This is a genomic window from Acinetobacter sp. 161(2023) (assembly GCF_037027805.1).
Classification (GTDB): Bacteria; Pseudomonadota; Gammaproteobacteria; order Pseudomonadales; family Moraxellaceae; genus Acinetobacter.
Map to the genome: position 1 here is coordinate 1 of NZ_JAZEYD010000011.1, position 14233 is coordinate 14233.

Genomic DNA, 14233 nt, shown 5'->3' on the forward strand with positions numbered 1-14233 from the left:
GCGAAAATTAGAAACTTATGACTTGAGCGTTCACTTTTGAATCAAACACCACATTAACATATTGTTTTATATCAATAATTATTTTAATTATTTATTTTTGATCTAAATAAGCCAGTATCATGCTCGACAATTCGCGCTTAAGTTGTTGTTCTGATATAAGAAAATTGTTCTGACTCACATATCTCATCATTGTAAAAAGCGTACTATTAATAATTACAAAGGATTTATGCTTCACCTGTTCGAAGTCCCACTGATGAGGATTTCTACTAAATGTATATAGCCCGACTTCAAAAAAATGCTTTTCTAAAATCTGAGCAGCTTGCGAATGGCTATAGTTATGCCAATGTTTCAGTACCTCTATAAAAAAACCATGATCGGCTTTTAATGCATTAAACCCTAACTCTATCGCTAAGGGGATGAGCAGGTCTAAAGGAATATTTCCCTGCTGCATAACCAGTTCTTTGAGTTGATTTCCCAATAGTTCGCTTTTACGGCGTAATAGTTCTTCTATGATTTGATCTTTATTCTCAAAGTATTGGTAAATCGAACCTACACTTACTCCAGATTTTTCTGCAATTTTAGGAGTCGTGGTATGTAGTAACCCATATTGGGCAATACAGTGTTGTGTCGCCTCTAAAATATGGTCAACAATAATTTTTGAACGCTGTTGCTGTGGGGCTTTTCTCATCAGTTTTTTATTCTTTAAATGCGAATTGAATGCGAATAATTATTCATATTAGCCTATTTGTTATTCAGTTCAATAAGTAAGTAACGATATGCAAACGATTAGCCCGACTCGACTTGCTTCTTTTAATGACATGCAAGACAGTAATTTCTTTACTCAGTTTTTAAATATCTGTTGCGAAAAACCAGCTCAACCGAACTATACAGAATATGTATCTTTACAACGTGCTCTTTGTGAAGGGGACGTTGAAATGGATAAGGTGATTGATTGGATTATGCAAAATCCCAAAGATCATCGCATGATTTTTGAGAAGATATTATTTCAAGGCCGCGATAACCTATTTGAGCCAGTACCTACAGAGTTAGAGAATTTCTTTAATTACATTGAACAAAAGCCTCAATGGTTAGACCAGCGCCAAATTGATGAGGCTATTAAATTTACTCATCGTTTAGGAATAAATAATGGTTTTATTCTTAGAGATTTATCTTTAATGGCAGGATACTTATATCCGGGATTTAATCAGCCCCTAATTTTAACGGGCGCATTAAAGAAACAGGCGGGTACTCGTTTAGCAGAAACTACAAAATGGTGGGTTGATATTACTGAACCTCAGGGGCTTTCTCTTTTAAGCTCAGGTTTCACGTCAACGATTTATGTTCGCTTTATTCATGCACTTGTTCGCCGACAATTAAAAAAGTCTGATCGTTGGGATAGTGAAATTTGGGGAATTCCACTTAATCAATTTGATTTAGCAATGACTAATTTAGCTTTTAGCAGTGTAGTTTTACTCGGTATTAGAGCTTTAGGTGTATGGCCAACGAAACAAGAAGCTAAGAGTTTTTTACATTTTTGGCGCTATGTTGGCTGGTTGATGGGTATTGATGAAAAATGGCTTATTCAATCTGAATCCGAAGGTTGGCGGTTACTTTACTGGATGCAGTTTGCTCATCCTCGCTCCGATCACAGCAGTGTTGAATTAGGTTCAAGCTTATCTAAAGAGCCTTTTGAGAGAAAATATCTACATTTACGCTCTTTGCAGCAGAAGCTTGCTTACCGACAACATTTAGAACTTACCCAATTTTTTATTGGCAAGAAAAGAATGAAACTACTCGGATTGCCTCCGCAGTCTGCCTCATGGTTTGCTTATTATCTAATTGTGCGTAATTCATTACTTTATAGTGGGGCAAAGCTTTCACCAAAAGTTGAAATTTTTTTATCCAAATCAGGTCGCAATATACAAAAGCTTGGCTTAACGCTTTATCAGAATCAAGGTAAGGCAAAAAAATTGGCGAGTATGCATCAATAATTTTCTAAACCTAAAAATAAAAAAGGAAGCCTGTTAACCAGACTTCCTTTTTCAAATATTAAGATGCTTATTGAGACGATGAACTATGCATTTCAGCGTGATTCATTTGCTCAGGTGTCTCCATCATTTGCTTATTTTTTTGACTTGGCATGTAGTCAGGCTCATTGTTGATCGCCAAGTAAAAAATAATCATAAACAATAAGCTCAAGATACAAGCCACAATAAGTGACTTCCATCCCCACCACGATTGTTCAGGCGATAATTTATTTGTCATTTCATTTCTCTCATTCAATTAATATTTTCAGTTCATTTCATTCGCTATAGCTTATTAAAACTTCATGCTCATACGAACCCAGTAATTTCTTCCAATATTGTTAAACTGCTCTTCGCTCGCAAATCCAAAGCCTGCACTACCGGCTTTATTTAAGTGTTCGGTATAGGTTTTATCTAATACGTTATCGACACCAACAGAGACATCAATATCTTTACGAAGGTTGTAACTTCCGTTTAAAGAAAGAGTTGAAAAACCTTTACTTGATTTGAGGTCATACCCCACGATGTTACCTTGATGGAGACTCACACGGTTTTGCTCAGCAACAGCTCGCCACAACAGACCGAAGTTATATTTATCAGCCACATAGCGAATATTTAAACGACCTTCTAAAGGGGAAATTTGAGGTAGCGGTTTGTCATCAGTGGTGTTTTTACCCCATGCATACATCGCACTCAAATCTGCCTGAATATGGTCGGTAAATTGATATCCAATACCAGCTTCCGCGCCTGCGATGGTTGCATCGACATTTTTGGCACCCGCAGTAATATCATGGCTCATGTCATGCCCATCCATTCCCATACTTGGATGATGGTGGTAACTCATTAAAATGTAGTCATCTACTAAGCCTGCATAAGCAGAAGCCCATGTATTTAAAGCACCATGTTGCTGCTGGAAGCCCATATCCAACTGTAATGTTTTCTCAGGATTCACACCGTTAAAAGTATTGGTTGAGCCAGCATTACCGTGTTTAGGCGAGAAAAGCTCCCAATAATCAGGCATACGCTCTACATAACCTAAACCGATATAGCTTTTTAGGTCATGCTCAGGATGTTGGTTTTCCCAGCGTACAAATGCACTTGGTAAAGTCTTTTCAAGTTTGGTGTTAAAACCTTGTGCTTGAGAGTCGGCACGCTCATCCTCAACTGTGACTCGATCTAAACGCACACCTGTAACCAGTTTGTTGAGATCATTCCATTGATAACCAAGTTCACCAAAAGCACCATATGATTGAAAACGCATATCTTGACGATATGGAATATTCATAGAGGGCATATTTGGCGATGACATGCTACCGCCATGTTTATTGAATTGAGAATCTACACCTGTAATTAAACTCCACTTATTCCATTCAGAAGTCATGGCTAAGCGCGAGTTTAGTGTACGGCGCGTTACTTGCATCGCCATCGCGTTCGGCATCAACATGGTCATACCACCATGATTCATCTCAACTAATGGCGGAGTACGTAAGCTAAAGTTGTCCATAATATGGTCGTTATAGCTGTAGTTCACCTGCCCTTCAATTTTCTTAATAACATCAGTGATGTTTTTCTTTTCGAACCGCAGACCTAAGCTTTCACGCGCAAACTGAGATCCGTCCATTGAACGTCCAGCATAAAGCGATTCACCATCAGATTTCCCACCCGTGAGTTCGATCCAAGTGTCTTCATCTGGAGTGAAACCCAATGCTACATCAGCATTCCATTTTTTCCATGCTGACGGCACGGTATTGCCATCACCATCTTGATAACTATTTGACTCTGAACGGTTGGCATTTAAACGGATATATTTCTTTTCATCACCAATTGCCGCTTCAACATTATGGTCAATACGTCCATATGAACCTAGCAAGACACTCGCTTGTCCACGATAAGGTTTTTCAGAGGTCAGTTTCTCAGGCTGACGTTCAAAAAGAACAGTAGCTGCCGAACCCGTGTTGGCATATTGAACCGTTTGTGGACCCTTAATGACAGAAATACGGTCATAACTTTCTGGTGAAATATAAGAAGTTGGAGCATCCATACGGTTTGGGCAGGCACCTAAGTTTTCTGTACCATCCGTTAGAATTTTGATGCGTGAACCAAACATGCCTCGGAATGTCACATCACCATTTGTTCCACCGCTTTGTATTGAGTTGAAACCCATAATACTTTGTAGATAGTCTGCCCCATCTGTAGCAGGTACTGGCTGAATGGGCTGCTTCGGGTCTGCATGTACAATCAAACCATTTGCATCGTTACCTTGTTGTGCTGTAACAACAATAGGTGCTAATGAGTGAAGTGTTTTGGTATCAGCATCATTTCTTTCTGAATCAGCAAAAACTAGACCCGAATGAGAGACAGCAAGCATCGCAACCCATAGAGGTTGTAATAAGAATTTAGAATGTGGCATTTTTATACGCTCTAAAACATAAATAAAGTGATATTGAAGTCAGTTAAGACCCCAACAAAAAATTGCTTTTATTTATGCAAATAGAGGCGGTGCGCGCCCTTGAGGGAGTAGGAAAAGTCGCTGTAGCGCAAAGTAAACATGTCGAAATGCTTGTTGATAGGCAACTAAGCGGACTTGTATGCGGACTAAAACTTCTTTTACACCAAATTCAGGTGGTAAAACCAGATTGGCATAGACGGTACAATATTGACACTGGTGATTTGCATCATGATGATCATGTTGCCCAGAAGCTTGTGCCTGTTCAATATGATGTTCATGATGTGAATGCATGGTATGTGACATGGTTTCCATTTGCGCTTTGGGTTTAAGCAAAGCACGAGTAATAGTTTCACAGACCGGAGCAATTTGATATTGCTTCGGTAAAAGCGGCTGTAGAAATACCGCGACCTGTAAAAATACTGCTGCACATGCAAGCAGTAAACCACTACGAAAAACCAAAAATCACATCCACACTATATTAATGTTTCAAGAATAGAAATTTTTAACGTTTTACTGCAACTTTTTCACGCTCACGTTGACGAACAACTTTTTCGACTTTTTCTCGAGCACGTTGACGTTTAAGTGGCGACAAATAATCCACAAATAATTTGCCATTTAAGTGATCCATTTCATGTTGGATACAAACAGCGAGAAGTCCATCAGCTTCTATCTCAAATGCTTGACCTTCAAGGTTAATTGCCTCAATTTTCACACGTGACGGGCGCTCAACTTTGTCGTATATTTGTGGCACCGATAGGCAGCCTTCTTCGTACTGCTGCTTATCTTCTGTCAGTGGAGTGATTTTGGGGTTAATAAAAACCAAGGGTTCATCTTTAGCTTCAGACAAATCTATAACGATTAACTGAATATGACGATCTACTTGTGAAGCTGCTAAACCAATACCTGGTGCGGCATACATGGTTTCAAGCATATCTGCTGCAAGTTGACGAATTTCATCAGTAACTTCTTCAACAGGCTTAGCAATGGTACGAAGACGGGAATCAGGAAAACTTAAAATAGGTAATAAGGCCATACTGACGTCCTCACTTATGCCATTGATTGAAAAACCAAATGAAGGAAATACTTCATCGAAAAATTGTGTGTTAGCCGCCTATTATAACGCATCTGCACGCATAATTTTTAGGAATTATCATAATGAAAAAGGTTTTTAACGGCATGGTTGAATTTCATGCTTTGGGGATAAAAAAGCATTTACTTGCTTTCGCACTTTTTACAGGGGTTGCAATGGGTACAGTAGCAGAGGTTCATGCTACTAGTCCAAACCATAATCCACCCTCGCTTAAAAGTAATGCGCCACATGTCTACGTTGTTAAACGAGGAGATACGCTATGGGATATTTCCGGTCATTTCCTGAGTAAACCTTGGCGCTGGCCAGAAATCTGGGCAAATAATCAGCATGTCAAAAATCCACACTGGATTTATCCTGGTGACCGATTATTGTTATGCAGTTTAGCTGGTCGACCATTGATCGGTAAGGATGAGGGAGATGGTTGTATTGGCATTATTCGTCGCTACACAGGCCAAATGACAAACTTGCAACCTCAAGTTCGTGTGGAATCGCTTAACGACAACGTACCTGTTATTCCACTTGAACATATCAAACAGTGGTTAGAACACAGCACAATTTTGCCAGCCGATGCAATTGAACATACCCCTTATATAGTGGGAACTGCTGATCAACGTGTGCTTGCGGCAAAAGGCCAAACTATTTATGCGCGTGGACAAGGTTTAGTGAATGGCCAACGTTATGCAGTCTACCGTGAAGGTGAACCTTACTATTTCACAGACAGTAAAGGTAAAAAGCACAGCCTAGGTATTGAACTACAACAAGTTGCCTCAGGGATTGCGATCTCTTCTGAAAAAGACATAACAACGCTTGAGTTAACGGATAGCTACGATTCCGAAGTACGTCGTGGCGATCGGGTTATGCCAGAAGAAGAAGCAACACTGCCTACTTTATTTTATCCAGTAGATGCCCAACAAGTTACAGATGCCGGCAAGATCATTCGTGTAATGGGTTCAATTGGTAGCGCCGCCAAAAATAGTGTGGTGACCTTAAACCGAGGTACGGCTCAAGGGATTCAGGTAGGACAAGTTTTTGATATTACCCAAAAAGGTGAAACCATTCGAGATCCTAAAACCAAAGAACCAATACAGTTACCTGGACAACAAATTGGTAGTCTGATGGTTTTTAGAACCTTTGATCAGCTTAGCTATGCCTATGTATTAGAAAGTGACTTACCTATTAAAGTAGGTTCAAGTATTCAGCCACCTCGTTTTGATGATTAACGCTGGATATACTCTTTACAATGCTTATTCAACTTTCTTCACACCATTACCACACGCTTAAAGTGTGGTATTTGGTGCAGCACTCTTTAGTTAGTTTCAAAAAAATTGTCGATTATTTTGGTAGCTGTGAAAAGGCAGTTCAACCTGCTGGATTGTCCCAATGGCGCAATCTCGGATTACATGCTAACCACTTAAAACGTGTAGATGAATTTCAAACTGCTCAGGGTCAAGCTCAGTTTGAAAAACTGGTTGAGCAGATCCAGCAACATACTGACTTTATTTTAACCTCAGATGATACTGGCTATCCTACGCAATTACTACCTTATACAGACCATCCACCCATCATTTTTGGAAAAGGCCAAGCTCAAGCCTTGTTGCAACCACAAGTTGCTATTGTAGGTAGCCGAAAACCAAGCCCGCATGGTCGTCAGGTTGCTTATGATTTTGCCTATTATTTAAGTGAAAAAGGATTTTATGTAAGTAGTGGCTTGGCATATGGGATTGACGAAGCTGCTCACCAAGGAGCTTCAGCACATCAACGTACGATTGCAGTAACGGGAACAGGTTTAGATACTACCTACCCTGCTCAAAATAAAAAACTTGCAGAACAGATCTTGGCTCAAAACGGCGCCATCATTACTGAGTTTTTGCCGGGTACGCCACCATTACAGCAACATTTTCCTCGTAGGAACCGAATTGTCAGTGGTCTGAGTTTAGGTGTGTTAGTGGTAGAAGCTACTTTAAAAAGTGGTTCTCTCATTACTGCGAACAAAGCTGCTGAGCAAGGTAAAACCGTATTTGCCATTCCTGGTCATATTTACAGTGAGTTTCATCAGGGCTGCCATCAGCTTATTCGTGAAGGAGCCATTTTAGTTGATCATCCTGAGCAGATTATTGAAGATCTTGCTTTACCTACTCAATGGCAAAGTCAGCAACAAAACTCAACTGAAGAGGTCGTGGTTTCTTGTGCCCCAGAAATTCCTGAACATTTGATTAACCTTTATCAGTCTTTAGACTGGGTCGGACAAAATATTGATCAGCTTATCATACACCACTCTCAACCTGTGGCAGAACTCACCTCTTCACTCATGGAACTAGAACTACTTGGTTTATGTATGCAACAATCAGGGCTGTATTTACGTTGTCGCTCTTAGTGCTGGAGCGCAATAGCAATTCTGTTTGATTGAAAGGAAGAGTATTACCATGATTACCACCTCAGTTACCGAAGCAGCCGAATGTTTACAACAAGGTCAAGTTTTGGCATATCCAACTGAGGCAGTTTGGGGGTTAGGTTGCGACCCTTTTAACCAACAAGCTTTTCAAAAAATTCTTGAGTTAAAGCAAAGGCCTATTGAAAAGGGAGTGATTTTATTAGCAGGTCATATTAGCCAAGTTGAGCACCTACTAACTTCTCTACCTCAAACAACCCAACAAGAAATTATTGATTGTTGGACGAATCATCAACCTTCTGAAAGAGCTACAACTTGGCTATTGCCTGCTGGCGAACACATTCCTTCTTGGATTAAAGGTGAACATCCACTTGTTGCTGTTCGAGTCACTACACATCCTTTGTGTGTGGCATTATGCAATGCTTTTCATGGTTTTATTGTCTCGACGAGTGCTAACCCAAGTGGGCAAGAACCTGCTCATTCACTACAAGATGCCTGCCAATACTTTGGTTCACAATTAAACTATCTCAATGGTGATTTAGGCCAAAGTCAGCAGCCAAGTAGAATTATTAATGCTCTCACTGGAGATATTATTCGCGCCTAATTTCAGACAAAAAAAAGCTCAGTTATATAGGGATAACTGAGCATAAAAAAGGATGGGTATTACCGCATCCAGAGGGTTTGGATATCTCTGCAACGAAAGATAATTTGCAAAAAAAGCATGTCTTTCGTAATGGTCGCCATTATGTAGTAAGAGATCAAATGAGAGAAATATATTATTTCTCTAAAAAAAGCATGAAAAGTGTAGGGAATTTACGAATTTTCGCTTATAAATTAAAATTATATTAATATTTTTACTCGGCTTTTTTAATATTTATATTTCAACCTATTCTTATAAACTATTTATAAATCATATAGAAAAACTTTAACTAAGAAAAAAATGGCATATTTTCATCAGTTTTTTTCAAAATATGCCATAGTTTTTTTAACGACTTTAGTTTTGCTCTTGCATTAGGTCGCTCTTTTTAGGAATGACCTTCTTTTGAGCCATAATGATACCAATTAAAATAATGATTCCACCTATTGTGTGATAGATGGTCCATTGCTCAGATAACCAAATGCTTGCAATAACTGCTGTAAAAACGGGAACCAAGTTCATAAAAATACTTGTTCTATTGGGACCCAATTGTTGAACAGCTAACATCCAAACTAACGGTGCAATGAGTGAAGCAAATACACCTGCATAAATAGCACTTGGCGCATTTTGTGCATTTAAAGCATCTAGCCCGAACCAAAAAATTAAAGGCAGATGAAACACAACAGAAAAACCAATCTGGACATATAAGCTCGTCATGATTGGGAGAGGCAACTGCCATTTTTTAAGGAAAACCCCATAAAATGCATAGAAGAACACAGCAATAATCATTAATGCATCGCCAAGATGTCCACCACCATTTAATAAGTGGCTAATATTTCCTTGGGACATGACATATAGCAAACCTGCGAAAGATAAAATGCTGCCAAAAACTGCAAATCGATTAGGCACATCTTTTAAAATCGCAAGCGAAACAAAGATCGTAAAAATAGGGATAAATGCATTCACAATTCCCATATTGGTTGCACTGGTATAATGGGCAGCCGTATAAGCAAGTCCTTGATAAAGCACCATTCCAAATGCACTTAAAACTGCAAGCTTAGGCAGATATGGTTTTACTAGATGTCGCTGTTTCCAAACGGGTAACAGCATAAATGGGGTTAAAATAATAAATGCGATTAACCAGCGATAAAAACTGATACTTACCGGAGAGATATAGTCTGAGACATAGCGGGTGACTACAATATTTAAAGACCAAATCAGTACTGCCAAAATGGGAAATATAAATGCCCATTTGTGATATTTCATGACCTGACTCATAGCAATACACCATCTACAAAAGAGATTTTATTTTGAAGAATGTCTTAATAAATTGAAATATCGTATTTTCGACATTGATATTGAACTTAAGACATCATCTTTTTTCTAGAATCTAAAATAATGCCCAAGCTTTCACGGCATGCCCTACCACTTTATGTAATTGCTCACTACTCGCACCATCTCTAGCTTGAATAGTAAGCCCTTGAATGACAGTGGTATAAAAATCTGTCATTTCCTGTAAAGGTGCATGAGAAGATAAATCACCCTGCTCTACACCTTGCTGAAGGCGTTTTAATAATTTTTCTTTTGTCTTTATGCGCTTATCTAATAGGTTTTGCTGTACATCTTGAGTTGCATCAGAGCAATTCATAGCAGCAACAACCACCATACAACCTGCTGGCTTATTCGGCTGAACCAATCTTTTAACAATGTCATAAAGATATAACTCAACAGCAATTTTTGCAGTTTTTGCTTCTACAAATATTGTGTCAATCGGACATCCTTCATGAGCTAAATAGTAATCAACACTTCTGTAAAACAGTCCTTCTTTGTCGCCAAAAGTACTGTACAAGCTTGGTGCCGTAATTTCCAAAGCCTGGGTTAAATCACTAATAGACGTTGCTTCATAACCATGCTCCCAAAAGAGCAACATTGCTTTTTGCAAAACCTGTTGTTCATCAAAGCATTTAGGGCGTCCACGCTTTTTTTTCAGCGCGTCTTCTGCAACAGCTAAATTCATTTCATGCCTATTTGTCATAAAGATCACATCTATTTTTATAACAATCGTTATTAAATTAATTGACGTTCGATTTATTATCAACTATTTTATTTTCATAATGATCGTTAGTTAATTAAAAAATTGCCTTTCTTCACTTCAAATTTAGCCAAGTCAGGATTTCTTATGGACCAATCTTCTATATCTAAAGCGCGACCCACGGCCTCCCCTCAAGGGAGCTGGTTTGCCATTTTGGCCGTTGCGATTGCAGCATTCGCATTAGTAACAAGTGAATTTTTACCTGTTGGTGTTTTAAATAGTGTTGCAACAGATTTAAATATTTCTGTAGGTACAGCAGGTCTTATTATTACTGTACCCGGCATTATGGCAGCAATTGCCGCCCCTCTATTACCTGTTTCTGTGAAACAACTTGATCGGCGTTATGTACTCATTTTACTCACAGCAATTATGGTTATTGCCAATACCATTACAGCCTTTGCCGAAAACTTCAATATTTTATTGCTCAGTCGCTTAATTTTAGGAATTTCGATTGGGGGGTTCTGGGCAACAGCAATTGCTTTAAGTGGGAAATTAGCTCCCTCACATCTTCCTATCGCTAAAGCAACCGCTGTAGTGATGGCAGGTGTAACTTTTGCGACAGTTTTAGGGGTTCCTATTGGAACATGGTTAAGTGAATTTTATGGCTGGCGCAGTGCTTTTGGAATTACAGCAGGAATTGGCTTAATTGTTTTAATCTTACAATTAATCTTTTTACCTAAACTTGTTCCAGACTCGCCAATCCATCTGAGGGACTTACCAGCATTGTTACGCACGCCTAAAGCACGTAGTGGCATGGTGATTGTTTTACTTATCGGCCTCGCTCATTTTTGTGCATATAGCTATTTAGCACCTTTCTTCAAAAATATTGCAGGCTTTAATGGTACAACGATTAGTTCCTTATTATTGCTCTATGGAATTGCAGGTATTTTCGGAAATGCGTTTGCCGGATATAGCGGTAATTTGAATGTACGATATACGCTTGCCTTTGTTAGTGCTTGTTTTGCCATTGTATTTTTTGGATTCCCACTTTTTGCCATTCATGAATTTGGTGCTATTGTCTTAACAGCTTTATGGGGATTCGCATTTGGTGCTTTCCCTACCTCAGCAAATATCTGGATGTTTGTACATGCACCAAATGCAGTTGAAAAAGGTATGCCTCTTTTTGTAGGTATGTTTCAGGTCATGATTGCGATAGGTTCATTATTAGGTGGATATGTTGTTGATCATTTCAATGAAAATACTTTAATTTATGGTGTATTAAGCTTTGTGGCTTTAGCGCTCGTAAGTACATTTACCTTAGCAAAGGGCTTAAACAATCCTAAAGCCACTTGTGAAAATTAAAATATGAGTCAGAGCATATAAATGAAAAATGAGGACCAACAATTTTCTTTATTGGACAGTATAGAAGTTCATGAATTTCTATATCAAAAAGAAGATATCGTTCGTCCTCATGCTTCCTTATGGGGTGATTTTAATTTCAGCCTAAATGGCATTTTAGAAATGCAGGTGGAAGAACAGCTATATCTATCTCCACCTAGTTATGGACTTTGGATTCCACCTCAAACTGTTCATCAATCCACTCATATCGACCACGAAATTCACTATATCTGTATTCGACTACACCCTAGCCTCTGTTCTATTTTAGGAGATATCTGTCGATGCTTTAGTATTCAACCTTTTCTGCGTATCTTAGTTTTACAAATTCTCGAACAGCAAAAACAAATCGAAAAACCTGAATATTTAGAACATCTTTTACAAGTTTTATTCGATCAACTCAAACAAGCCCCTGCATATTCACATTATTTACCGCAAACACGCCATCCTGTTTTATTGCCTATACTAGAAAAACTCTCAGACCCATTACTTTTTGATCACTCTTTACAGCAGTTGCTTCAAAATTTCTCGGTCAGTGATCGCCACTTATTACGTTTGAGCCAACAAGAGCTTCAGCTTTCGTTGTCGGAATGGCGTAACCGAGCCAAAATTATTTATGCTATTCATCAGATTCGCCAAGGGACACCCATTAAGCGTTTAGCATATGATTTAGGCTATCAACATAGCTCAAGTTTTATCGAGTTTTTTAAACGTTATACTGGGCAAACGCCTATACAAATTAGAAATAACTAAAATTCAGTTTATCTTTAAAAACTTTTTCTTTTTTTGAACACGAATATTATTGCACTACCCCTCAATAGCAGTTAAAACAAATGCGTTACTTGATATCAATTAAAATCTTTAGGAAATACTCATGACACAATCTGTATATCACATTCCAGTAAAAGCTATTTCAGGCGAAACGGTTGACCTTGAACAATATAAAGGCAAGGTTTTACTTATTGTAAATACTGCTTCTAAATGTGGTTTAACTCCACAATACGAAGGTTTAGAAAAGCTTTATCAAGCAAAAAAAGATCAAGGCCTTGAAATTTTAGGTTTTCCTGCAAACAATTTTAAAGAGCAAGAACCAGGTTCAGATGAAGAAATTCAGCAATTCTGTTCATTAAATTATGATGTTCACTTCCCTTTATTTTCTAAAGTATCTGTTGTAGGTGAAGATAAACACCCTCTCTATGAAACTTTGACAGCCGCTCAACCAGAACGTGCTGGTGAAGGTCCGTTCCGTGAGCGTTTGGAAGGTTTAGGTATTCCAACTAATCCAGCTCCAGAAGTTTTATGGAACTTTGAAAAATTCTTGATTAATAAGAATGGTGAAGTAGTGGCTCGCTTTGCTCCAAACATAACTGCAGATGATGAACAAATCGTTAAAGCAGTTGAAGCAGAATTGGCAAAATAACGTTTTAAAAACGTGAAAAAGAGCGTATAAAACGCTCTTTTTTATTATCTGGTCAAAGTGTTGTTTGTTTGCAAAAATACAATCTTTCTCCATATTTTATGCCTATAGTACCTTTTGCTTTATTTGATGTTGTTTGTAGTTATGAAAAAAGTTTTACAGGGTGCATTTCTTCCTTTTGTAATTTTTGCCTCAGGCATGCTTTTACTCGGGTGTGATCAGGCACAAGACCATGCTACTGAACAAGAAAATACTGAAATAACTGAGCAGGCATCTGATCAAGCTACTGAAAGACAAGATTCAGATATTGCTCAGAGCAAAAATGAACTTAAAAGCGGCAATATTTTCTATATGGTTCGAGATGCTGCTAATTTACAGCTTAAAGCTGGAGATTATGTTGAACAACTTAAAGATACTCAACTTGACGTTGAACAAGCAATTCAAGATAAAGATCAAAATGAATTAAAAACAACTGTTGCAACTTTAAAACAGCAATTACAAGGTTTAAATCAAGCTCTTCTCACTTTGGATATCAAAAGTCAGGAAATTGAGAATATTCGCCAAAGTTTATTACAGGCCAATCAACAAGCTCTTAGTATGCCGTTATTAAACGGGAAATTAGATCAAATCAATTTTGATAAAATTGAAAAACAGTTGAATACCATTCAAATGGATATGGTTAAACTCGCAGCTATGATTATGGCTGGAGATGAAAAATCAGATTCAAAAACTGACTCTTAATCTAAAAACCATATCATAAAAAAAGCCACCTTACGGTGGCTTTTTTTTGATGAACACTG

At 38.2% G+C, this 14233-nt stretch carries 14 protein-coding genes and 1 pseudogene; 8 read left to right on the forward strand and 7 right to left on the reverse strand.

The features are described 5' to 3' along the window. Positions 1–117 precede the first annotated feature (117 nt). Positions 118–688 (reverse strand): annotated as a pseudogene (locus WA249_RS11745) (TetR/AcrR family transcriptional regulator). Between the two features lie 88 nt (positions 689–776). On the opposite strand from WA249_RS11745, the gene WA249_RS11750 reads away from it, so the two are divergent. After that, entirely contained in the window at positions 777–1991 is a 1215-nt protein-coding gene (locus WA249_RS11750) for an oxygenase MpaB family protein (protein WP_336168902.1), read from the forward strand. Between the two features lie 67 nt (positions 1992–2058). On the opposite strand, the gene WA249_RS11755 is transcribed toward WA249_RS11750, so the two are convergent. The 4 genes from WA249_RS11755 to def all read right to left on the reverse strand — a co-directional run bounded on the left by WA249_RS11755 (position 2059) and on the right by def (position 5506). Continuing rightward, positions 2059–2265, reverse strand: coding sequence for a hypothetical protein (locus tag WA249_RS11755; protein WP_049838257.1), 207 nt, complete (start codon positions 2263–2265; stop codon positions 2059–2061). Between the two features lie 54 nt (positions 2266–2319). After that, positions 2320–4434 carry a TonB-dependent copper receptor gene (locus WA249_RS11760; protein ID WP_336168905.1) on the reverse strand — a complete coding sequence of 705 codons (2115 nt, stop codon included), beginning with the start codon at positions 4432–4434 and terminating at the stop codon, positions 2320–2322. 72 nt (positions 4435–4506) lie between these two features. After that, positions 4507–4932 carry a DUF2946 family protein gene (locus WA249_RS11765; RefSeq protein ID WP_005309169.1) on the reverse strand — a complete coding sequence of 142 codons (426 nt, stop codon included), beginning with the start codon at positions 4930–4932 and terminating at the stop codon, positions 4507–4509. 43 nt (positions 4933–4975) lie between these two features. Continuing rightward, a complete protein-coding gene (def, locus tag WA249_RS11770; protein WP_336168907.1) occupies positions 4976–5506 on the reverse strand; it encodes a peptide deformylase in 531 nt (176 codons plus the stop codon). Positions 5507–5628: 122 nt separating this feature from the next. Here def and WA249_RS11775 point away from each other — a divergent pair, with 122 nt between their 5' ends. Genes WA249_RS11775 through WA249_RS11785 form a run of 3 tightly spaced genes read left to right on the forward strand, consistent with a single transcriptional unit; the run spans position 5629 to position 8556 of the window. After that, positions 5629–6783, forward strand: a complete 1155-nt coding sequence (locus tag WA249_RS11775; protein ID WP_336168909.1) for a LysM peptidoglycan-binding domain-containing protein — start codon at positions 5629–5631, stop codon at positions 6781–6783. Between the two features lie 20 nt (positions 6784–6803). Continuing rightward, positions 6804–7937, forward strand: a complete 1134-nt coding sequence (gene dprA / locus WA249_RS11780; RefSeq protein ID WP_336168910.1) for a DNA-processing protein DprA — start codon at positions 6804–6806, stop codon at positions 7935–7937. Positions 7938–7986: 49 nt separating this feature from the next. Continuing rightward, the gene (locus tag WA249_RS11785) at positions 7987–8556 is read left to right on the forward strand and encodes an L-threonylcarbamoyladenylate synthase (protein WP_336168912.1); all 570 of its coding nucleotides are present in this window, start codon (positions 7987–7989) and stop codon (positions 8554–8556) included. Between the two features lie 390 nt (positions 8557–8946). Here WA249_RS11785 and WA249_RS11790 read toward each other — a convergent pair whose 3' ends face one another. Together WA249_RS11790 and WA249_RS11795 are read right to left on the reverse strand one after the other, a co-directional pair. Beyond that, positions 8947–9867: a DMT family transporter gene (locus WA249_RS11790; RefSeq protein ID WP_336168913.1), complete on the reverse strand. Its 921-nt coding sequence runs from the start codon at positions 9865–9867 to the stop codon at positions 8947–8949. A 112-nt stretch (positions 9868–9979) separates the two neighbouring features. Continuing rightward, on the reverse strand, positions 9980–10633 hold the full coding sequence (locus WA249_RS11795; protein WP_336168915.1) for a TetR/AcrR family transcriptional regulator: 654 nt from the start codon (positions 10631–10633) through the stop codon (positions 9980–9982). 135 nt (positions 10634–10768) lie between these two features. Between WA249_RS11795 and WA249_RS11800 the strand changes: the two genes are divergently transcribed. The 4 genes from WA249_RS11800 (at position 10769) to WA249_RS11815 (ending at position 14174) form a co-directional block, all read left to right on the forward strand. Beyond that, positions 10769–11983: an MFS transporter gene (locus tag WA249_RS11800; RefSeq protein ID WP_336168917.1), complete on the forward strand. Its 1215-nt coding sequence runs from the start codon at positions 10769–10771 to the stop codon at positions 11981–11983. A 21-nt stretch (positions 11984–12004) separates the two neighbouring features. Beyond that, positions 12005–12769, forward strand: coding sequence for an AraC family transcriptional regulator (locus WA249_RS11805; protein WP_336168918.1), 765 nt, complete (start codon positions 12005–12007; stop codon positions 12767–12769). 121 nt (positions 12770–12890) lie between these two features. Further along, the gene (locus WA249_RS11810) at positions 12891–13436 is read left to right on the forward strand and encodes a glutathione peroxidase (RefSeq protein ID WP_336168919.1); all 546 of its coding nucleotides are present in this window, start codon (positions 12891–12893) and stop codon (positions 13434–13436) included. A 141-nt stretch (positions 13437–13577) separates the two neighbouring features. Beyond that, positions 13578–14174 (forward strand): hypothetical protein, encoded by a 597-nt coding sequence (locus WA249_RS11815; RefSeq protein WP_336168920.1) that lies wholly within the window; start codon positions 13578–13580, stop codon positions 14172–14174. Positions 14175–14233: the final 59 nt, after the last annotated feature.